This is a genomic window from Amorphus orientalis (assembly GCF_030814015.1).
Classification (GTDB): Bacteria; Pseudomonadota; Alphaproteobacteria; order Rhizobiales; family Amorphaceae; genus Amorphus; species Amorphus orientalis.
The window spans coordinates 243,761-263,921 of the sequence record NZ_JAUSUL010000003.1; the positions used below are offsets into that span (position 1 = coordinate 243,761).

General features: G+C 67.1%; 23 protein-coding genes. 12 read left to right on the forward strand and 11 right to left on the reverse strand.

Annotated elements, in window-relative coordinates; genetic code table 11:
* Positions 1–55 precede the first annotated feature (55 nt).
* From yihA to rpmH, 4 genes are read right to left on the reverse strand one after another with little or no spacing between them, the layout of a single operon-like run.
* Positions 56–688, reverse strand: a complete 633-nt coding sequence (gene yihA, locus J2S73_RS15570; RefSeq protein WP_306886538.1) for a ribosome biogenesis GTP-binding protein YihA/YsxC — start codon at positions 686–688, stop codon at positions 56–58.
* 33 nt (positions 689–721) lie between these two features.
* Entirely contained in the window at positions 722–2,554 is a 1,833-nt protein-coding gene (yidC, locus tag J2S73_RS15575; protein WP_306886539.1) for a membrane protein insertase YidC, read from the reverse strand.
* A 12-nt stretch (positions 2,555–2,566) separates the two neighbouring features.
* Positions 2,567–2,932: a ribonuclease P protein component gene (gene rnpA, locus J2S73_RS15580; protein WP_306886540.1), complete on the reverse strand. Its 366-nt coding sequence runs from the start codon at positions 2,930–2,932 to the stop codon at positions 2,567–2,569.
* Positions 2,933–2,983: 51 nt separating this feature from the next.
* On the reverse strand, positions 2,984–3,118 hold the full coding sequence (gene rpmH / locus J2S73_RS15585; RefSeq protein WP_306886541.1) for a 50S ribosomal protein L34: 135 nt from the start codon (positions 3,116–3,118) through the stop codon (positions 2,984–2,986).
* A gap of 377 nt (positions 3,119–3,495) precedes the next feature.
* Between rpmH and J2S73_RS15590 the strand changes: the two genes are divergently transcribed.
* From J2S73_RS15590 to pth, 5 genes are all read left to right on the forward strand, one after another.
* The gene (locus tag J2S73_RS15590) at positions 3,496–4,287 is read left to right on the forward strand and encodes a TVP38/TMEM64 family protein (RefSeq protein WP_306886542.1); all 792 of its coding nucleotides are present in this window, start codon (positions 3,496–3,498) and stop codon (positions 4,285–4,287) included.
* Positions 4,284–5,720: a dihydrolipoyl dehydrogenase family protein gene (locus tag J2S73_RS15595; protein WP_306886543.1), complete on the forward strand. Its 1,437-nt coding sequence runs from the start codon at positions 4,284–4,286 to the stop codon at positions 5,718–5,720. The genes J2S73_RS15590 and J2S73_RS15595 overlap by 4 nt, the downstream gene beginning before the upstream one ends.
* A 105-nt stretch (positions 5,721–5,825) precedes the next feature.
* Entirely contained in the window at positions 5,826–7,334 is a 1,509-nt protein-coding gene (locus J2S73_RS15600) for a sensor histidine kinase (RefSeq protein ID WP_306886544.1), read from the forward strand.
* Between the two features lie 122 nt (positions 7,335–7,456).
* Positions 7,457–8,149, forward strand: a complete 693-nt coding sequence (locus tag J2S73_RS15605; protein ID WP_306886545.1) for a 50S ribosomal protein L25/general stress protein Ctc — start codon at positions 7,457–7,459, stop codon at positions 8,147–8,149.
* Positions 8,150–8,422: 273 nt separating this feature from the next.
* Positions 8,423–9,154, forward strand: coding sequence for an aminoacyl-tRNA hydrolase (pth, locus tag J2S73_RS15610; RefSeq protein WP_306886546.1), 732 nt, complete (start codon positions 8,423–8,425; stop codon positions 9,152–9,154).
* Positions 9,155–9,212: 58 nt separating this feature from the next.
* Here the strand turns inward: pth and J2S73_RS15615 are convergent, their stop codons facing one another.
* The gene (locus J2S73_RS15615) at positions 9,213–9,890 is read right to left on the reverse strand and encodes a PRC-barrel domain-containing protein (RefSeq protein ID WP_306886547.1); all 678 of its coding nucleotides are present in this window, start codon (positions 9,888–9,890) and stop codon (positions 9,213–9,215) included.
* Positions 9,891–10,163: 273 nt separating this feature from the next.
* Between J2S73_RS15615 and ychF the strand changes: the two genes are divergently transcribed.
* From ychF to J2S73_RS15635, 4 genes are all read left to right on the forward strand, one after another.
* Complete coding sequence (gene ychF / locus J2S73_RS15620; protein WP_306886548.1) at positions 10,164–11,264, forward strand: redox-regulated ATPase YchF; 1,101 nt, start codon at positions 10,164–10,166, stop codon at positions 11,262–11,264.
* 62 nt (positions 11,265–11,326) lie between these two features.
* Positions 11,327–11,911 carry a dihydrofolate reductase family protein gene (locus tag J2S73_RS15625; RefSeq protein WP_306886549.1) on the forward strand — a complete coding sequence of 195 codons (585 nt, stop codon included), beginning with the start codon at positions 11,327–11,329 and terminating at the stop codon, positions 11,909–11,911.
* 7 nt (positions 11,912–11,918) lie between these two features.
* Positions 11,919–12,377, forward strand: a complete 459-nt coding sequence (locus tag J2S73_RS15630; RefSeq protein ID WP_306886550.1) for a MaoC family dehydratase — start codon at positions 11,919–11,921, stop codon at positions 12,375–12,377.
* On the forward strand, positions 12,374–12,874 hold the full coding sequence (locus J2S73_RS15635) for a MaoC family dehydratase (protein ID WP_306886551.1): 501 nt from the start codon (positions 12,374–12,376) through the stop codon (positions 12,872–12,874). Before J2S73_RS15630 ends, J2S73_RS15635 begins: the two co-directional genes overlap by 4 nt.
* Here the strand turns inward: J2S73_RS15635 and J2S73_RS15640 are convergent.
* The 4 genes from J2S73_RS15640 to J2S73_RS15655 form a co-directional block, all read right to left on the reverse strand.
* A complete protein-coding gene (locus J2S73_RS15640; RefSeq protein WP_306886552.1) occupies positions 12,856–13,389 on the reverse strand; it encodes a hypothetical protein in 534 nt (177 codons plus the stop codon). The genes J2S73_RS15635 and J2S73_RS15640 overlap by 19 nt on opposite strands.
* A gap of 11 nt (positions 13,390–13,400) precedes the next feature.
* Positions 13,401–14,033: a ribonuclease T2 family protein gene (locus J2S73_RS15645; RefSeq protein WP_306886553.1), complete on the reverse strand. Its 633-nt coding sequence runs from the start codon at positions 14,031–14,033 to the stop codon at positions 13,401–13,403.
* Between the two features lie 59 nt (positions 14,034–14,092).
* Positions 14,093–14,602 (reverse strand): hypothetical protein, encoded by a 510-nt coding sequence (locus J2S73_RS15650; RefSeq protein WP_306886554.1) that lies wholly within the window; start codon positions 14,600–14,602, stop codon positions 14,093–14,095.
* Positions 14,603–14,683: 81 nt separating this feature from the next.
* A complete protein-coding gene (locus J2S73_RS15655) occupies positions 14,684–15,529 on the reverse strand; it encodes a 23S rRNA (adenine(2030)-N(6))-methyltransferase RlmJ (protein ID WP_306886555.1) in 846 nt (281 codons plus the stop codon).
* Positions 15,530–15,598: 69 nt separating this feature from the next.
* On the opposite strand from J2S73_RS15655, the gene J2S73_RS15660 reads away from it, so the two are divergent.
* From J2S73_RS15660 to J2S73_RS15670, 3 genes are read left to right on the forward strand one after another with little or no spacing between them, the layout of a single operon-like run.
* Complete coding sequence (locus tag J2S73_RS15660) at positions 15,599–16,084, forward strand: PaaI family thioesterase (RefSeq protein WP_306886556.1); 486 nt, start codon at positions 15,599–15,601, stop codon at positions 16,082–16,084.
* Positions 16,081–17,406 (forward strand): NCS2 family permease, encoded by a 1,326-nt coding sequence (locus J2S73_RS15665; protein ID WP_306886557.1) that lies wholly within the window; start codon positions 16,081–16,083, stop codon positions 17,404–17,406. The genes J2S73_RS15660 and J2S73_RS15665 overlap by 4 nt, the downstream gene beginning before the upstream one ends.
* Complete coding sequence (locus J2S73_RS15670) at positions 17,397–18,938, forward strand: ArnT family glycosyltransferase (RefSeq protein WP_306886558.1); 1,542 nt, start codon at positions 17,397–17,399, stop codon at positions 18,936–18,938. Before J2S73_RS15665 ends, J2S73_RS15670 begins: the two co-directional genes overlap by 10 nt.
* A 4-nt stretch (positions 18,939–18,942) precedes the next feature.
* Here the strand turns inward: J2S73_RS15670 and J2S73_RS15675 are convergent, their stop codons facing one another.
* Both J2S73_RS15675 and J2S73_RS15680 read right to left on the reverse strand, forming a co-directional pair.
* Complete coding sequence (locus J2S73_RS15675) at positions 18,943–19,461, reverse strand: DUF1499 domain-containing protein (RefSeq protein ID WP_306886559.1); 519 nt, start codon at positions 19,459–19,461, stop codon at positions 18,943–18,945.
* Positions 19,462–19,569: 108 nt separating this feature from the next.
* The gene (locus tag J2S73_RS15680; RefSeq protein WP_306886560.1) at positions 19,570–19,938 is read right to left on the reverse strand and encodes a hypothetical protein; all 369 of its coding nucleotides are present in this window, start codon (positions 19,936–19,938) and stop codon (positions 19,570–19,572) included.
* Between the last annotated feature and the right edge of the window lie 223 nt (positions 19,939–20,161).

A 20,161-nucleotide genomic window follows, 5' to 3' on the forward strand; every position in this document is an offset into this window, starting at 1 on the left:
ACTCGGGCCGGTCTCGTTCAGCGCCTGCTATACCGGTCGCAGGGGCCCGGCTCAATCACTGTGCGCCGGCAGCTTCCGCCGCGAGCCTGGCGAGTTCGGCGCGAAGCGCATCGACCCCCTCCTTCGTGACCGACGACGTCGCCACGATCTCCGGGTAGGCCGCGGGCCGCTTCTTGATCTTCTCGGCCGTCTCCGCCAGCAGCGTTTCCAGCGCGGAGGGGGCGATCTTGTCGGTCTTGGTCAGAACGATCTGGTAGGACACCGCCGCCTGGTCGAGGGTGTTCATCACCTCCTCGTCGTTCGCCTTGAGGCCGTGGCGGGCATCGATCAGGAGATAGACCCGGCGCAGCGTCACGCGGCCGCGGAGATAGTCGAACACCAGCCCCGTCCAGGCTTCCACCGTCTTCTTCGGCGCGGCCGCATAGCCGTAGCCGGGCATGTCGACCATGACGATCGGCGCGGTGTCGGTGACGAAGAAGTTGAGTTCCTGGGTGCGGCCCGGCGTGTTGGAGGTGCGGGCAAGCGCCTTCTGGCCCACCAGCGCGTTCAACAGGGTGGACTTGCCGACATTCGACCGGCCGGCAAACGCGACCTCGAGCGGCCCGGCGTCCGGCAGGTCGCCCATGCCGCGCGCGCCGCGCAAGAAGGACCACGGCCGCGCGAACAGCCTGTGCGCAAGGTCATCCACGGGCAGGGCCTTCCGATCTCGGCCAAATCGGCGTCACGAGGACGATCCGCCCTCGTTGCTCTCTTTCTTCCGCTTGAACACGCCGGAGATATTGTCCCACAGCTCCACCTTCACGCCCTGGCGGCGCATGATGACATATTGCTGGAGAACCGACAGCGAGTTGTTCCAGGCCCAGTAGATCACCAGCCCAGCCGGGAAGCTCGCCAGCATGAACGTGAAGATCACCGGCATCCAGTTGAAGATCATCGCCTGCGTCGCGTCCGGCGGCGTCGGGTTCATCTTCATCTGCATCCACATGGTGAAGCCCATGATCAGCGGCCAGATACCGATCATCAGGAAGGACGGCGGATCCCACGGGATCAGCCCGAACAGATTGAAGATCGTCGTCGGGTCCGGCGCGGACAGGTCCTGGATCCATCCGAAGAAGGGCGCGTGCCGCATCTCGATGGTGACGAGGATGACCTTGTAGAGCGCGAAGAAAACGGGGATCTGGATCAGGATCGGAACGCAGCCGGAGACCGGATTGATCTTCTCCTTCTTGTAGATCTCCATCATCGCCTGCTGCTGCTTGACTTTGTCGTCCTTGTAGCGTTCGCGCAGCTTGACCATTTCCGGCTGTAGCTTCTTCATCTTGCTCATCGACACATAGGCCTTGTTGGCAAGCGGGAAGAAGATCGTCTTGACCAAAACCGTCACGATCAGAATGGCGACACCGAAGTTGCCCACGAGCTTGTAGAAGAAGTCGAGGGCGTAGAACATCGGCTTGGTCAGGAAGTAGAACCAGCCCCAGTCAATCAGCAGATCGAATTTCTCGATGCCGAGCGACGTCTTATAGCCGGAGATGACGTCGACTTCCTTGGCACCGGCAAACAGCAGGTTGCTGGATTCGGCGGAGGAGCCGGGATCGATGGTGATGCCGGATTCCAGATAGTCGCTCTGATAGATCTCGCGACCGCCGCGCTCCGTCGCCGACAGGCGGGCCTGGAACTCCGCACCCGGGGTCGGGATCAGGGTCGAGGCCCAGTATTTGTCGGTGAATCCGAGCCAGCCGTTGTCGACCTTCTCCGGAGAGATCGGCCCGTCCTCGATCAGGTCGTCGTAGCTGAACTCCTGCAGGCCCTCTTCGCCGAACACACCGATCGGGCCTTCGTGCAGGATGAAGAAGCCGGACGTCTCCGGTGTCCCGTGGCGGGAGATCAGTCCATAGGGGAAGAGCGTGACCGGTTCGGAGGTGTTGTTCTGCACCGACTGGGTGACGGTGAACATGTAGTTCTCATCGACCGCGAACGTCCGGTTGAAGGTGAGGCCGGCGTCATTGGTCCAGCTCAGGGTCACCGGGGTCGAGGGCGTGAGCGTAGGTTCGCCCTCCACCGTCCAGACCGTGTCGGCGGTCGGAACCTGGACATTGCTTCCGCCGTCGCCACCGGCCACCCAGCCGACTTCGGCGTAGTAGGGATCGGGCGAACCGGACGGGGAGAACAGAATGATCGTCGGGCTCGTGGGATCTACCGTCAGGTGGTAGTCCTTGAGCCGGAGATCGTCGAGCCGGCCGCCGGTCAGGTTGATCGACCCTTCCACCCGGCCGGTGTTGATGGCGACGCGTTCGGACGCAGCGAGCGCTGCTTCGCGGGTCTGTCCCTGCGGCACGCTCGCCGAGCCGCCGCCGGTGGGTGCGTTCTGGCCCTGGCCGGACGCACCGGGCTGCGGAAGGCTGGTTCCGTCGCCCTGCAGAGCCTGATCGTCGGCGACCTGTTCGGCCGCCTGCTCGCGCTGCGCCTGCTGCTGCGGCTCGATGAAGAAATACTGCCAGCCGATCAGGACCGCCAGGGAGAGCGCGATCGCGAGAATGAAGTTCTTGTTGTCCATGATCGCACCGGTTCAGCGTTTCGGAGCCCGGCGGCGGGGTGCCGGACGGTCGACGGCGTTGTGGACCCGCTCGAAGGCGAGTTCAAGATCGCCGAGCAGGTCTGCGTACGAGCGCGACAACGCGGCGCGGCGCCCCACCAAAACGTAGGCGCATCCGCTTCGCGCTCCGGCGAGCCGCTCGTCCACGGCAGCCTTCAGGCGCCTGCGGATCCGATTGCGCTCGACGGAGTTGCCGGTTTTCTTGGTCACCGTGAAGCCGAAGCGGGGCGGGGTCTCGACCGCGGGCTCGCATCTTGCCTGCAGCACGAAGGCCGGTCGTTCGGCCCGCACGCCGCGCGCGACCGACTTGAACTCGGCACGCTTCTTGAGCCGCATCATCGCGAATACGGACCGAGGCCTCTAACGATCGATGGCCACGCAGCGTCGGATCTAGGCCGACAGCCGCTTCCGCCCCTTCGCGCGGCGACGCGCGATCACGGTGCGGCCACCCTTGGTCGCCATGCGGGACCGGAAACCATGGCGGCGCTTACGGACGAGGCGGCTCGGCTGATAAGGACGTTTCATCGGACATAACCTGCTGTCGCGGGCTCGCGTCTGGCGCGTCGGTGCCCGTCGGATCGATCGAGAAAAACGGTTCCCCGCCCGTTTGCCAGCCAGAACGGTGCTCGAAAGCCCAGCATTCGACGAGGAAATCAGCCCCGGCTTATAAAAACCCCAGGGCACCAAGTCAACGTAGGCATGGCGCCTCGATGCGCAAGTCGGGCGATCCCTGTTTCCCTGCCCCGCCTGTGCTCGCAATGTCTCAATTTCGAGTGAGACATGATTTCGCTGGATGCGGTGTGCCCGGATCGCAGTCATCTGTAGAGTGCGGCCGTCGCGCGTCGGCCGGACGGACGAGCGCCACCGGACGATCACGCAACCCCGAGCAAGGTTCCGCCACCGTGGCAAGCCAAGACAGGTGCGAAGAAGGACGGTCCGACGACCGGCGCAGGCGCCCTGTGCTCGCCTGGCTGCCCTTGCTCGTCCTGTTCGGCGCAATGCTCGTTGCCTACGCGGCGGGCTGGTTCGACCAGCTGACGCTGGCCAACCTGATCCGGCGGCGCGGCGAGCTCGCCGCAATGGTGGAGGAGAGCGTTGCGGAAGCCGTTCTCGCCTATGCGGGCCTTTATGCCGTCCTGGTCGCCCTGTCCTTTCCCGGCGCGAGCCTGCTTACGATCGCCGGGGGCTTCCTGTTCGGGGTCTGGATCTGCGGCCCCGTGACCGCGCTGGCAGCCACCATCGGCGCCACGGTCGTCTTCCTGGCCGCGCGCTCCTCGCTCGGCCATGCGCTTCGGGCCCGCGCCGGACCCTTCGTCGGTCGGCTGGCGGCAGGTTTCCGCGCCGATGCCTGGAGCTATCTCCTGTTTCTGCGGCTGGTTCCCGTGTTTCCCTTCTGGCTCGTCAATCTCGCGCCGGCGCTGTTCAATGTGCCGCTCCGGACCTACGTGATCACAACCTTCGTCGGCATTCTGCCCGGCACCTTCGCCTACGCCTTTCTTGGCCAGGGCCTCGACAGTCTGATTGCGGCCCAGGAGGCGGCCAACCCCGGCTGCGCGGCGGCCGGAACCTGCTCGATCGAGCCCGCCGCCCTGATAACCCCGACCTTCCTCGGTGCGCTGGTCGCTCTCGGGCTCGTGGCCCTGATACCGCCGGCCGTGCGCCGCGTCAGAGGCCGCCAGGGTGGGCCGGAATGACGGCGTGTCCCAAACTGCTGACGCCCGACATCTGCGTGATCGGGGCCGGCTCGGCCGGCCTGACGGTCGCGGCCGCGGCAGCCCAGTTCGGCGTTCCGGTGGTGCTCGTCGAAAAGGGCGAGATGGGCGGCGAGTGCCTCAACACCGGCTGCGTGCCGTCGAAGGCCCTGATCGCCGCCGCCGCCGTGCGCCAGACGGGACGCCGCGGGCCTGCCTTCGGCATCGAGGCGACGGAGCCGGCCGTCGACTATGCCGGCGTCCACCGGCACATCCACGAAGTCATCGCGAAGATCGCCCCCCACGATTCGGTGGAGCGGTTCGAGGGGCTCGGCGTCACAGTCCTGCGCGACCATGCCCGGTTCCGCGATGCGCGGACCCTGGAGGTCGGTGACACGCTTGTCCGGCCGCGCCGGTTCGTCATCGCCACCGGGTCGACCGCTGCGGTGCCTCCGGTCGAGGGCCTGGAGACCGTGCCGTACCTGACCAACGAAACCGTCTTCGGCCTGACCGAACTCCCGGGGCACCTGCTGGTGGTCGGGGGCGGGCCGGTCGGCGTGGAACTCGCCCAGGCCTATCGCCGGCTCGGCTCGGAAGTAACCGTCATCGAGACCGGATCGATCCTGTCGCGCGACGACCCGGAGCTGGTCGAGGTCGCCCGGGAAGCCCTTTCGGCCGACGGCGTCCGCCTTCTGGAGAACACCACGCTGGCCGAGGTCGGAGGCAGCGCGGGCGCGATCGAAACGGTGGTTGAGATGGCGTCGGGTCGCCGGACCATCGCCGGCACCCACATTCTCGTCGCCACCGGCCGGGCTCCGACGGTCGAGGGCCTGGATCTCGACAAGGCCGGCATCGCCTATTCGGCGAAAGGGATTTCGGTGAACCGGGGCCTGCGCACGACGAACCGCAGGGCCTACGCCATCGGCGACTGCGTGGGCGGGCTCCAGTTCACCCACGTGGCCGGCTATCATGCCAGCCTCGCGATCCGATCGATCCTGTTCCGGCTCCCGGTCAAGGTGGACACGACGCGCCTGCCGCGGGTGACCTATCTCGATCCCGAACTCGGCCAGATCGGCCTCACCGAGGCCCAGGCCCGGGAGATCCACGGCGACCGTGTCCGTGTGTTGTCCGCGCCGTTTTCCGGCAACGACCGGGCGCGCGCGGAGCGGCGCACCGAAGGCCTGGTGAAGATCGTCACCGGCCCGCGCGGGCGGATCCTCGGCGTCGGCATGGTCGGCGCCGGCGCAGGCGAACTCCTGGCCGGGTGGTCGCTGGCTCTGTCGGCCGGTGTCAAGATCTCCACCGTAGCCAGCCACGTCGCGCCTTATCCGACGCTTTCGGAGGTAAACAAGGCGGCCGCGATCGGCTATTTTAGCGAAAGTTTGACCAACCCCTGGCTCCGCCGCATTCTCGGGGTGTTGCGTCGCCTGGGATGAGCCGTCCATGCGCACCGATTCGCGCCGAGTTTCATCAAGCCGAACCCCTGTTGCCGCCCATGACCGGGCCGCTTGCGCGCGCCGTCGGAGCGAGGCCGGCCGGCCATGACCGAGACCGGCGAGACGCCCCGGTCGGGGGCAAACGATCCTGTCGCGCCGGCGCCGCAGCGCCGGCCCTGGCGCGCCGGGCTCAGCGGCAAGCTGCTATTTCTCACCATCCTGTTCGTGATGGTCAGCGAAATCCTGATCTACGTTCCGTCGATCGCCAACTACCGCATGACCTGGCTGCGCGACGCCCATGCCACGGCCAGCGTGGCCGCCGTGGTGCTGGCCGAAGACAGTGAATTGCCGAAGCCGCTGCAGGCACGGCTCCTGAGGTCCACCGACACCATCGCCATCGCACTTCTGACCGGCGAACGGCGCCGCCTGATCGCAATTGATATGCCCCCGGAGACCGTGGACCACCACGTCGATCTGGCCGAAACGGAACCGGTCAAGGCCATCGTCGATGCCTTCGCGGTGCTTCTGGAAAGCCGGCCCCACACCATCCGCGTGTCCGGCGTGGCGCCGGGCCGGGACGAGCAGGTGGAGATCGTCATTTCCGACCGCCGGCTGCGCGCGGCGATGCTGGCCTATTCCAGCAACATCCTCGTCCTGTCCCTGATCATCTCGATGGTGACCGCAGTGCTCGTCTACATGAGCATTCGCTGGCTGCTGGTTCGTCCGATGCAGCGCCTGACCGGCGCGATCGCCCATTTCGCAGAGAACCCCGAGGATACGAGCCGGATCGTCGCCCCGTCCGGCCGCAACGACGAGATCGGCGACGCCGAGCATCGGCTGGCGACGATGCAGCGGCAGCTCTCCGAAACGATCCATCAGAGGCGGCGGCTGGCCGAGCTCGGGCTCGCGGTCTCCAAGATCAACCACGATCTGCGCAATCTGCTGGCGTCCGCCCAGCTGTTCTCCGACCGGCTGGCGTCGAGCCCCGACCCGATGGTCCAGCGCATCCTGCCCAAGATGGTGGGCGCGCTGGATCGGGCCGTCGGCTACACCCGCTCGGTGATGTCCTACGGCAGCACGAGCGAACCGCCGCCATCCCGCCGCCTGCTCCGGCTGCGCCGGCTGGTCGACGACGTGGGCGAGCTGGTCGGCCTCGGCCAGCATCCCCAGATCGCGTTCGAAAACGGGGTACCGGACGGTCTCGAAGTCGACGCGGATCCCGACCAGCTGTTCCGGGTGCTCATCAATCTGGCGCGCAACGCCGTACAGATCCTGGAGACCGGCGACGACGCGACGCTGGTGAAGCGCCTGGAAATCACCGCGGAACGGGAAGGATCTGTCGTGACCATCCGGGTCGCCGACACCGGGCCCGGCGTTCCGGCCAAGGTGCGCGAGCACCTGTTCCAGCCGTTTCAGGCCTCCACGCGCAAGGGCGGAACCGGGCTCGGCCTGGCCATTTCCGCCGAGCTGGTTCGGGCGCACGGCGGCTCGATCGAACTGACCGATGGGGCACCGGGAGCGGTGTTCGAGATCACCCTGCCCGATCGCCCCGTCGATCTGGCGGAGGTGCGCCGGACGAGCGGGGGGAAAATCGCCAGAAAACGGGTCGAATAGCGGTTGAACCTGGTCCGGCTTCGCCGTATATAGGCGCCTTGCCCGCACCCCTGGAGGCGGGCGGTTGGAAAGAGGCCGCGTTGCGCGGCCTTCTTTCGTTTCATGCCATGAAGGAGAGACCGATGGCTCAAGAGTATGTGCTCGAGGCCACGGTGCGCGATCGGGTGGGCAAGGGGGCCGCTCGTGCGCTGCGCCGCGAGAACAAAATTCCAGCCGTGATCTACGGCGGCAAGAAGCCGCCGCTGCCGATTGCCCTGCCCTACAAGGACGTGAACCTGAAGCTCCATGCCGGTGGCTTCCTGACCCACGTCTGGACGATCAAGGTCGGCGGCGAGTCGATCCGCGTCCTGCCCCGCGACTACCAGCTCGAGCCGGTGCGCGACTTCCTCGCTCACGTGGACTTTCTGCGCATCACGCGCGACAGCCGCGTGGCCGTCGAGGTGCCCGTGCACTTCGAGAACGAGGAAGAGTCCCCGGGCCTGAAGCGCGGCGGCGTGCTCAACATCGTCCGCCACACGGTCGAGCTCGATTGCCCGGCGACGTCGATTCCGGAAGCGCTGACCTTCGATCTCACCGGTCTGGACATCGGCGACACCATCCACATCTCGGCGGTGACCCTGCCCGACGACGTGGCGCCGACGATCACCGACCGCGACTTCACCGTCGCGACGATCGCCGCGCCGGCCGTCACGCCCGATGAGGAAGACGCCGCGGCCGAAGAGGCTGCCGCCGAGGAAGCCGAAGAGGCTGCCGAGGGCGAAGGCGAAGCCGAGGGTGGCGAGGAGGAAGGCTCCTCGGACGACAGCGAGAGCTGATCTCCATCCCGCGATGTTCCGCGCACCCCGCGGAACGCAACAGCATCAAGGAAACCGGGCGGCAGGCGCTGCCCGGTTTCTTTTTTGTCGGCAGCCGGCCAGCCCGCAGACACCTTGCCCGGCACTGGTGACGAGCGCGGCCGCCCTGCTATATCCGTGGCCAGCGACAAGGCCGGAAGCGGTCCGGCCCTATCCTTCTGACTGGAGCCAATTCCTGTCGTCCGGACGTTTCCGTCCGAGCGGAAAAGGCTCTGAACGACGGGACGACACGCCATGCTTCTTCTGGTCGGTCTCGGAAATCCGGGTCCCCGCTATGCCGGCAACCGGCACAATGTCGGCTTCATGGCGCTCGACCGGATTCAGGATCGCCGCCGGTTCCCCGGCTGGCGCGCCCGGCGCAACGCGGAAACGACCGAGGCGTCACTCGCCGACGACAAGGTCCTGCTTCTGAAGCCGCAGACCTACATGAACGAATCCGGCCAGGCGGTCGGCGAGGCGATGCGCTTCTACAAGCTGACCCCGTCGGACGTCGTGGTGATCTACGACGAGCTCGACCTGCCGCCGGGCAAGTTCCGGATGAAGGCCGGGGGCGGGCACGGCGGGCACAACGGCCTGCGCTCCATCAACGCCCACATCGGAGAAGGCTATCGGCGCCTGCGGATCGGCATCGGCCACCCCGGGCACAAGGATGCGGTCGTGCCTTACGTGCTGAAGGATTTCGCCAAGGCCGATCTGGACTGGCTCGACCCCCTGCTGGACGCGATCGCGGACCATGCCGACCTTCTGGTCGCGGGCAAAGACTCCAGCTTCGCGAACAAGGTGCATCTCGCCACCGGCGACAGCGGAGACGCCAAAACGGAAAAGAAAAAGCCTGCAAGCTCCGCCAAGGAACCGGACCAGGACGGCGCGCGCCCCTCCCCCGCGCCCGGCCCCGCCGACAAGGCGGAGAGCGGCCCTTTCGCCGCGCTCGGCAAGCTGATTGGCCGGACGCCCGGCAGGGACTGACGAAGAAAGGGCCGCGCAACCGCGCGACCCCTTCTCGATCGACACATGTCTCGTGTCTTTACTGGGTCATCGAGGACCCGCTGCCGGTGGTCCCGGTCGTGGTAGATCCGCTGCCCTCCACGGGCTGGGACTCGGCGTCGCTGCGCGCCTCGGCATCCTCGCGGGACACGAATTCCGGCAGGCTCTCGATTTCCTCCTGGGTCATCGCGAGCCGGACCACTTCGTCGCCGTCCTCGTCCTGGGTGACGTTGAGCTGCTCCCAGGGCAGCATCACTTCCTTGTCGCCAAGGCCGAGGAAACCGCCGAACGACACGATGACATGGCTGATCTTGCCGTCCGGGCCGATGATGAAGTCGTCGATGTCGGCGAGGTTCTCGCCGTCCGTGTTCTGGACCGGCTGGCCGGTGAGTTCGCTCGACAGGTGCGTGTCGGCCGGCTGCTGGACACTCATCTCGCCGTCACCGTCGGTGGCCGCGGCCGTGTCCTGGTTCATGGTGTCGGACGAGGCATCGTCCGAACTCATGTCGGTCGAGCCCGAGTCCATCGTGTCGGACTGAGCCTGACCCGTCGCGGTCGACGCGCTGTCGCTCTTGTCCGCCTTCGGCGTCGGCGTGGCCTGGCTTTCGGTCTGGGCCTGCGTCTCGTTATTTGAGTTCGACTGCGAAAGCGCCGGTGAAATGGCTCCCGCCGACATAAGAGCGGCCGCGGAAACTGCAGCAAGCAAGGTCTTGCGCATGACATACTCCCTTTTTCTGTCACGTATAGAAGCAAATTGCCGACATCAACGGCCCATGACCCACATGGTTCCCGGATCTTGACTTGGTCCCAGGAATTTCATGAAATATTCGCGTTTCCACCTCATTTCGCCAGGCCAGGCGGCTGGAACCACGCTCAGATCCGATCACGCGGATTTCGCATTGTCGGGACGGGTGCCTTTGGCCTATCACGCCCGCTGATCCGGCACGGTCATTCCCTGCCAAGCTCGAACAACCCCACCCGAGGAAAGCGCATGGGCTTCAAATGCGGCATCGTCGGCCTGCCGAACGTCGGCAAGTCGACCCTCTTCAACGCGCTGACCCGCACCGCCGCGGCCCAGGCCGCGAACTATCCCTTCTGCACGATCGAGCCGAACACCGGCGACGTTGCGGTCCCGGACCCGCGGCTGAAGAAGATCCGCGAGATCGCCGGCTCCGCTCAGATCATCCCGACCCGGCTCACCTTCGTGGACATCGCCGGCCTGGTGCGCGGCGCCTCCAAGGGCGAAGGTCTCGGCAACCAGTTCCTCGCCAACATCCGCGAGGTCGATGCGATCGCGCACGTGCTGCGCTGCTTCGAGGATGACGACATCGCCCATGTGGAAGGCCAGATCGATCCGATCGCCGACGCCGACACGGTCGAGACGGAGCTGATGCTTGCCGACCTGGAAAGCCTGGAACGCCGGGTGACGCCGCTGCGCAAGAAGGCGACCGGCGGCGATAAGGAAGCCAAGCACATCGTCCCGATCATGGACGCCGCGCTGGAACTCCTGCGCGACGGCAAGCCGGTGCGGCTGCTGGTTGCCCAGAACCCGGAGATGGCCGACGACATCAACGGCCTGAACCTGCTGACAGCCAAACCCGTGCTCTATGTCTGCAACGTCGAGGAAGCCGCGGCAGCGACCGGAAACAGCCAGTCGAAGCGGGTTGAGGAGAAGGCCGCGGCCGAAGGGGCCGCGACCGTGGTCATTTCGGCGGCCATCGAGGCCGAGATCGCGCAGCTCTCCAACGAGGAGGAGATCGAGTATCTGGAGACGCTCGGTCTCGAGGAGCCCGGCCTCGACCGGCTGATCCGCACCGGCTACGACCTGCTCGGCCTGATCACCTACTTCACCGCAGGGCCGAAGGAGACCCGCGCCTGGACCATCGGCAAGGGCACCAAGGCGCCCCAGGCGGCCGGCGTGATCCATTCCGATTTCGAGCGCGGCTTCATCCGGGCCCAGACCATCGCCTATGACGATTTCATCGCCTGCGGTGGCGAACAGGGCGCCAAGGAAGCCGGCAAGGCCCGCGACGAAGGCAAGGAATATGTGGTCCACGACGGCGACGTGATCCTGTTCAAGTTCGCCACCTAGAGCGGGATGAGGAAAAGTGGGAACCGGCTTTCCGCCCGCATCCCGCTCGAACTAGAATGGCCATGCCCCGCTGGACAGTTCACGGCTACGCCATCGTCTCCGCCGACGACCGCATCGCCGACGCCGACGGCAGCATGCCGGACGCGCTGCGCAACGAGGCCGACTGGCGGATGTTCCAGTCGGAACTCGACCGCATGGATGCGATCGCCCTCGGCCGCCGGTCCCACGAGGCCACGCCCAACCGACACGGGCGCACGCGGATCGTGCTGTCGTCCTCGCTTCCCGCGCTCGAGCGGCGGGCGGACGGCTGGTGGTGGAACCCGTCCGGCATGGCCACCGGCGACATGCTGGCCACCGTGCTGCCCGAAGGCGGGGCCGTGGCCGTCCCGGGCGGCCGGGACGTGTTCGATCTCTTTCTCGGTTTCGGCTTTTCCAGCTTCCACCTGAGCCGGGCGGATCGCGCCCATCTGCCGGGAGGCGTCGCCGTGTTCGGCGCGTGCGACCGCGGCATGCCGGCGGAGGAAGTCCTTCGGGCGAGCGGGCTGGCACCGGAACAACCGGTGATCCTGGATGCGGAAAATTCGGTCAGCCTGACCGTGTTTCTGCCCACCAATCCGGCTCGACAGGCCGCACCGGCGAGCCTATGAGCCAGCCATGCAGAAGACCACCTTTTTCGAAGACTTCACCGTCGGCCAGGTGATCGAACTCGGCTCCGCGCCGGTGACGGACGCGATGATCACCGACTTCGCGACCGAATTCGATCCGCGGCCCGTCTATCTCGATCCGGCGGTGGGATCCGAGGCCGGGCTCGGCGGAATCGTCGCCTCCGGTTGGCATGTCTGCGCGCTCGCCATGCGGCTGGTCTGCGACAGACTGCTGTCCCATGCCGCCTCGGGCGGCTCTCCCGGCATCGAGCGGGTGTCCTGGATCCGTCCAGTGCGTCCCGGCGACCACCTGACAGCCACAATGGAGGCCACCTCCGTGCGAGCGCTGCGCAGCCGGCCGGATCTGGGTATCGTCGGCTTCACGCTGACCCTGACCAATGGCGACGATCAGCCGGTCATGGAGTGGGATGCCCCGATCCTGTTCGAACGCAGGGCAGCCGCGGCATGATCTATTTCGAGGATCTGGAGCCGGGAAAGACCACCGTCGTCGGCAGCCACACCTTCACCGCCGAGGCCATCCGGGCGTTTGCAACCCGGTTCGACCCGCAGCCGTTCCACATCGATGAAGCGGCGGGACGCGAGACCCATTTCGGCGGGCTGGTCGCCTCGGGATGGCATACGGCTTCGGCCTATGCCCGGCTGGTCGCGCTCTACCTGGCCTCGCGCCAGGAGATCCGCAGCGAACAGGTCGGCGAGGACCCGGCCCCGCCCGGCCCGTCCACCGGTCTCGAAGAGCTGCGCTGGATCAAGCCGGTCCGGCCCGGCGATACCGTGACCTACAGCTGGGAAGTCCTGGAAACGCGGCTGTCGCGGTCGCGGCCCGGCTGGGGCGTCACCCGCCTGCGGATTCACGGGGTCAATCAGGACGGCGTCGAGGTCATCACCTTCGTGCAGACGGTGCTGGTCGCGACACGCGACGCCACGTCTTATTCCGGCGCGGCGTAGATCAGCTCGGCGTTGCCGGATTGGTCGATCAGGCTGAAGCGTTCCAGCTTCAGCCCGAACGCTCCCCACGACCAGACGCCGGATCCGATCCGACCATCTGCGTCGCGTGGGCCTTCCGCCAGAAAACGTCCGGCGTCGGCGTCCCATTCGACCGCCCGCACGCGGGCGGTCCCCTGCCAGCCGTACTCGTCGGTGTAGACGGCCACGAAGGTCGGGTGGACGCCCTCGATCTCGCCGGTTTCGTGGACATAGAGCCGATAGGTGGGTCGGCTTGCGCCTGCAGTACACGGCAGCGCGTAGAGCGTCGCCGTTCCCGACAGCTGCCCGAGCACGGGATCGATGCCCTCGAAGGACTCGCCGAGCGGCTCCTCGCATTTGGAGATCGTCAGGTGCTCTATCATCACCGGCTGCGGGACGGAGAGCCAGGCGTCCGCCTCGGCAGCCGTCCCCGCGTCCTGACCGGCAACGGGGACCGCCCACACAAGAAGCAGAGCGAGAAGCGGAGCGAGGCCCATCCCGATACCGCCTACCGCGACCGGACCGGCGGCATGCGCTGGCCGGCCTTCGTGCATGCATTGCGGTCGACCTCGGGGCAGGAGCGGTAGGCGGAGAGATCCCGGGTCATGCAGATCCGGACCTCCCGGATGCGGTTGCCCCGGCAGATGACCGCGATCTCATCGGCGGCAAGCCCCTCGTTTGTCGTGCGGAAGGCCCGTTCCAGATCGGCCGGATCGATCACGATCGCGGTATCGGGCTCCTGAAAGGCGGACGGGATCGTGATCCGCTCGAAGGCCTTCCGGGTCGCGGAGAAATAATCGACCGGAGACAGCCCGGAACAGGTGCCGTGCTTGTCCCATTCGTGCCGGACCAGACTGCGGCTCGGCATGATGTCAAGCATGGAGTTGACCAGACGGCGCGGCGGATCTCCGCCGGCCGCACAATGCTCGGGATAACCGCGATTATATTGCGGCCACAGCCCGTGCACGACGAACGCGTAGGGCCGGCCGCTGTCGCACTGGGTCTTGTCGGCGCGGTCGCCCGCGGCCGCACAGTAGCTCGGCGACCAGGAGAGCGAGAGAACGTAGAAATCGAAGCTGCCCGGCGTTCCGTCGGCGCGCGCCGGCAGGACCGATCCCGCCAGCAACAGAGCAAACGCCAACGAAAGGGCTCCGACGGCCCGTCGCAGAGAGGCGCTCACCGGGGCGCGCTCCACCGGGATCAGCTGTCCGGAGCCGCCCGCGCGGTCCGGCAGTGGCCGTCATAGACGCGCCACTTGTCGTAGCCGTCGAGGCAGACGTTGACCGCCCAGCCGAGACCGACGAAGCCGCCGGCTTCCTCGATGCGGATGTAGGCGGTCGCCGTGCGGCCGTCCTCGAGGACGGCGCGGCCCTGGCAATAGCGACGGGCGAGCGGGCTCGGATTATCGACTTCGAGGCTGCGCTCGTAGACCTGATCGATCGCGGCGACGCGGATCGCGCGATAGACCGGCTCGGCACCGTTGGTGAACTTCATCGCGGCGTTGACGACCTTAGCGTCGCCGCAGGCCGGAAGCGGCTTGCCGGCCGCCTCGTCGGCATTGAAGCCAAGCAGGTTATTCAGCGAGCCGTTGATGCCCTGGGACTTCGGCTGCGTTTCGGCCGACGGTGCGACGACATAGGGATCCGCCGCGTTGGCCCCGGCGAACCCGGCAACGACGAACAGTGCGGCAGCGGCGAAACGCGCGAGCATAATGGCCCCCAACAACGATGGTTTTGCGGACGATGCGCGAAAACCGGACACAGAATCAAGGTTGCGAGCGCATCCGGCCGCTCAGGAGCCGGCGAGTGTGACGCGGAAGCCACCGCCGGGAGCCTCCGCCAGGGTCTCCGCGAGCCACGGCAACAGCCGGTCGAGCTCCTCCTTCAGCGTGTAGGGCGGATTGACGATGGCCAGACCGCACCCCGCCATCGGTCCATCGGCCGCCGGCGCACGGACGGTCAGTTCGACGCGAAGCCGTTTGGCGATCCCGGCGTCCACAAGACCGTTCTCCACGACGTCTCCCTCGGTCCCGGCCTTGATCGGATACCAGCCGCAATAGACCCCGGTCGGCCATTTCCGCCAGCTTTCCGCGATGCCCTCACCGAGGCGCTTCGCCTCGCCGCCCACCTCGAATGCGGGATCGACCAGCACCAGGCCACGCCGCTCCTTCGGCGGCACGAAGGCGCCGAGCGCAAGCCAGCCGTCGAGCGCGACGATTCGGACCTGATAATCGCCGGTGAACAGATGTCTCAGGGCATCGCCGTCGGCCGGGTGGAGTTCGACCGCCGTCAGCCGGTCCTGGGGGCGCATCAGATGACGGACCAGCCGCGGCGAGCCGGGATAAGCCAGAAGGCCGCCATCGGGGTTCTCGGCCGCCACCGCTTCCCGCCACGGACCGATCAGCTCGGCGATCTCCGGCGGCGTGTGCCCCTGAAGCACCCGTGTCGCGCCCCGCTCCGCCTCGCCGGTGCGCAGCGCCTCGTCGGACGAGAGGTCGTAAAGCCCGACGCCGGCGTGGGTATCGATGACGCGGATTGCGCCGTCCTTGCGCTGCATGTAGCGAACGATCCTGGCAACCACGACGTGCTTGAGGACGTCGCCGAAATTGCCGGCATGAAAGGCGTGACGATAATTCATGGCCTGACGGAGAGTTGAAACGACACGGCAGGGTCCGCTACGGATCCTGTTTGGGCCGGGAACAGACTGATGACCACATTCGACCACGCTTCCGCAAGCGACCTCCTGAGGACCGTCTTTGCGCCCTGGATCCAGGCCCTCCGCCTGTCCGTCGAGGAGGTGCACTCGGGCGGCGCGACCCTGCGCATGCCGTTTTCGGATGACCTTACCCGCGACAACGGGGTGGTTTGCGGCCAGGCGCTGATGGCACTGGCCGACACCGCGATGGTCTGCGCCGTCTCCGCGGCCTCCAACCGCTACCTTCCGATGACCACGGTCGACCAGACGACCCATTTCCTCCGTCCGATCGCCGGTCGCGACACGCTGGCGGAGGCGGAGGTCGTGCGCCTGGGCCGGACCATGGCGTTCGGTCACATCCGCCTGTTCGCCGACGGCGACGACCGGCCTGCCGCGACCGTGCAAACCGCCTATGCCCTTCTCGGCGAACCGCAAAAACCGGTTAAAAACAGACTTTCACGGCCCGATTCGCCCTCACTGCCAGGAGTGACCGGATGACGGAACCCAAGACGTCGGGACCTGCCGCAGGCTCGATCGACCGCTTCTTCAACCTCACGGCCAACGGCACGTCCGTGCGCAAGGAACTGGTGGCGGGACTGACCACCTTCCTGACCATGGCCTACATCCTGTTCGTGAACCCCTCGATCCTGGGGGCGGCGGGCATGCCGGAGGGGTCTGTCTTCGTTGCCACGGCGGTCGCGGCGATCGCCGGTACCCTCATCATGGCGCTGGTCGCCAACTATCCGATCGCGCTTGCTCCGGGCATGGGGCTGAATGCCTTCTTCGCCTTCACGGTCGTGCTCGCCTACAATTTCACCTGGCAGGAAGCGCTGGCGGCCGTGTTCTGCTCCGGCGTCATCTTCGTCGGCATCTCGGTCATCGGGTTGAGGCGCGCGATCATCGACGCCATCCCGGAGAACCTGAAGCGCGCGATTTCCGCCGGTATCGGCCTCTTCCTCGGCATCATCGCCTTTGAGAACGCCGGTATCGTCGTCGACAGCCCGGCAACGCTCGTCACGGCCGGCGACTTCGCCTCCGCGCCGGTGCTGCTCGCCATTCTCGGCTTCGTCCTGATCGCCGCACTCAATTCGCTGGGCATTCTCGGTGGCACGATCATCGGCATCCTGATCGTGACCGTGCTCGGCATCCCGCTCGGGCTGGTCGAGCTCAACGGCCTCGTCTCTTTGCCGCCGGATCCGACGCCGACCCTGTTTGCGCTGGACTTCGCCAAGGTCGCCACCGGCACGTTCTGGATCGTCGTTTTCTCGCTGCTGCTGGTGGATCTCTTCGACACCGCGGGCACCCTCATCGGCGTGTCGGCCCGTGCCGGACTGCTGGACAAGGAAGGCCGCCTGCCGCGGATGAAGCAGGCGCTTCTGGCCGATTCCAGCGCCACCGTCATCGGCTCCCTCGTCGGCACGTCCAACACCACCAGCTACGTGGAGAGCGCGACCGGCGTCGCCGCCGGGGGCCGCACCGGTCTGACCAGCCTGACCGTGGCTGTCCTGTTCGCGCTGGGGCTGTTCTTCGCGCCGCTGGCCGGAGCGATCCCGGCCTACGCAACGGCCGGTGCGCTCCTGTTCGTTGCCACGCTGATGCTGCGCGGCCTTGCCGAGATCGACTGGTCGGATCCGACCGAGGTGACCCCGGCCGTGGTCTGCGCCATCGGCATGCCGTTCACCTACTCGATCTCCGACGGCATCGGGCTCGGCTTCATCACCTACGTGCTCGTCAAGCTGTTCTCCGGCCGCATCCGGGATCTGACGCCGTTCAATGTGGCGATCGCCGTGGTGTTCGGCCTGTTCTTCATATGGGGCTGACGGGGGGAGCGGCGTCTTCGGACGGAGCCGGGCGCTGGACGGGCGAGACCAGGGGCCTCGCCCTCGTCCTGGCGCTTGCCGTTCTTCTGCACGCCCTGATCTGGATCGTCCTGCCGGTGCTGCTGGAAGGGTCGATCCGCCTCGACGTGGCAGAAGGCGCGATCGGCGGTCAGCACTGGCGGATCGTCTATGCGCGGCACCCGCCGTTCACGCTCTGGCTCACGGAACTGGCCCGCCAGGCGGGGCCTGCCCGCTACGCCGTGCTCTACGCGATCGCGCAGATGCTGGCGCTCGGCGGTCTGGCCGGCGCGGTCTGGCTCGCCCATGCGATCGGAGGCGCCCGGGCTGCCGTTCTTGCCGCCGCGATGGGGCTGTTGTCGCCTTATCTCACGATCTCGCCGCTGGAGCTGAACCACAATATAGGCGTGATGCTCTTCTGGGGACTGACGCTTGCGACCGCCTGGCTGGCCTTCACGCGGGGCAGCTGGTGGGCCTGGGTCCTGTTCGGCTGCGCCGTCGGCGGCGGCATGTGGGCGAAGTACGCGATCCTGCATCTGGTCGCGGGCCTGGGGATCGCCTTCCTGATCGTTCCTTCATGGCGACGACAGCTGGCGAGCGCCGGCCCCTGGCTGGCGCTTCTTGCCGGCGCCGTGATCCTCGTGCCCCAGATCTGGGTCCTGGCCACGGCCGACGCCTCGCCCCTCGGCTGGGCGGTCCGGACGGCCGCATCCGGCTGGATGGACCGGGCGGCCGGCGCGCTTGCCTTCACCGGCGCCACCCTCGGCGCGATTGCGCCCATGATGCTGATTGCGGCGCTGGCGACACCTCGGCCGCGCACCCTGCCGGGGTCCGTGCGCCGGCTTCTGTTCGCCGGGCCGTCGGATCCGCCCGGCGTCTTTCTCACCTGGGCCGCGATGGGCCCGTTTCTGGTCATCGTGCTGGCCGATCTCGGCTTCGGGGTGGATGCCAAGTCCCACTGGCTGACCCCGATGGCGCTCTCATTCGCCGCCTGGTGGGCGATTGCCGCCGTGCGCGCGGGTGCAGAGCCGGCCGGGCGGCGGCTGGGGTGGGGGATCGGTGCGCTCGCGGCCGCATTCATCCTCGGCTACGGGGCCATCCGGCTCCTGTCTCCGCTGGTTCAGGATCGGCCGGGCTATCCGGATTTCGACGGACCGGCCATGGCCGACCTCGCCCGTTCGTATTGGGAAGAGGTTTCCGACCGGCCGCTCGAGGCGATCGTGACCCAGGGCGTTCAGAAGGGGCGGCAGCTCGGCGGGTCGCTCGCCTTCGATCTCGGCCAGCCGGTCAACGTGTTCGAGGACGCGAGCCCCCACCTTTCCCCCTGGACGTCAGCTGACGAGGTCCGCTGCAGCGGCGCGCTCGTCGCCTCCACGGTGCCGATCAGTCCGGAAACGCTCGGGCCGGACCTGCCGATCGAGGCGATCCGGGTGGTGGACCGCCCGCTGGTGCGCGGCGCGAGCTCTGAACGGGGCAAGGCCTGGCTCGGCTACATACCGCCGGCCTGCAACTGATCGTTCAGCCAGCGGCGGCGGTTTCGATTTCCGACAGCCACCGCTCCACCCGGGCGCGGTTCACGCCCCAGTCATATCCGGGCAGATTGGCGCGGGAGAAGATCGCGACGGAGGAGCGGTCAGGTCCGAGCGGGACCACCTCGACCGAAACCGTGTCGGGGAACCGCATCAGATGCGAACGGACCACATATCGGGCGCGAAGCGGATCGCCCCCGGGGTCGACCCGTTCGGTGCGCGGCTCGCGCGCGGCAACACCCTCGACGATCGTGAACAAGCGGTCCGCCGACACGTCGAACACCGGTGCCGTCTCGTCAGCCGCCCGGGGCGGACAGAATTCATCGGGACAGACCACGTAGCCGTTCACGTGCGGGGCCGGCTCGAGGCTGGCGAAATCGACCGCGCCCAGATCCGCGGGTCCGGCGGCTAGGCGCCAGATCCGCTCGCGCCCGACGACGGCGAACGCGGCCGCGGCACAGGCCGCGACCCCGAGTCCCACATAAAGCACCGTTCTTCCGCGCCCCATACGCTCCTCCCACGCCTTCGATGATCAGGCCGGCACCGGGCGACCAGGCCGCCGGCGGACCGATCCCGGAGCGGGCGCGTTCTGACTGGAAGAACTGGTCGGCCCCGATCAGGCCTCCTCGTTCTTCCGCTTCCGCTCGGTCTCGACCGACTGGCGGAACGACCGCCAGGAGACCGCAACCACCGAGATCATCGTTCCGAACAAGAGGGTCGCAACGCCTCCCGCAACGACCCGCTCTACGACCGGTTCATGGCCGCTCGTATGAGGAGCCGCCACCTCAGCGACTTCCGCGGCCTGACCTGCCACCATCTCGATCTGGTGCGTGTTCAGGGGAGCCGCATCGGCGACGCCGGCGGTGATCACGCCGCCGAACCCGACCATGAAGGCGGCGACCAGCATCAGGTTGCGCACGCGCCGGGTGAGCGGCCCCATGCTCCGGTGCGGTGTGGTGGTCTGTCTGCTTCTGCCGAACTGCATTCGACCGTCTCCTGCATTCCCGCGGCGACCCACGCCGATCGGTCACCCCAGTCTGCGTCTCAATGGGACGATGATGGGGGCGATGCGGGACGAAGGACGGGCGATATTGTGGCAAATTCGGCCTGAATACCCAGCCATTCGCCACACCTGTGAAACATCCGTTAACGGGAACGGGTCGCAACGGCAGATCGCTGTAATTTTAATGATTTAAATCCGTGACAGG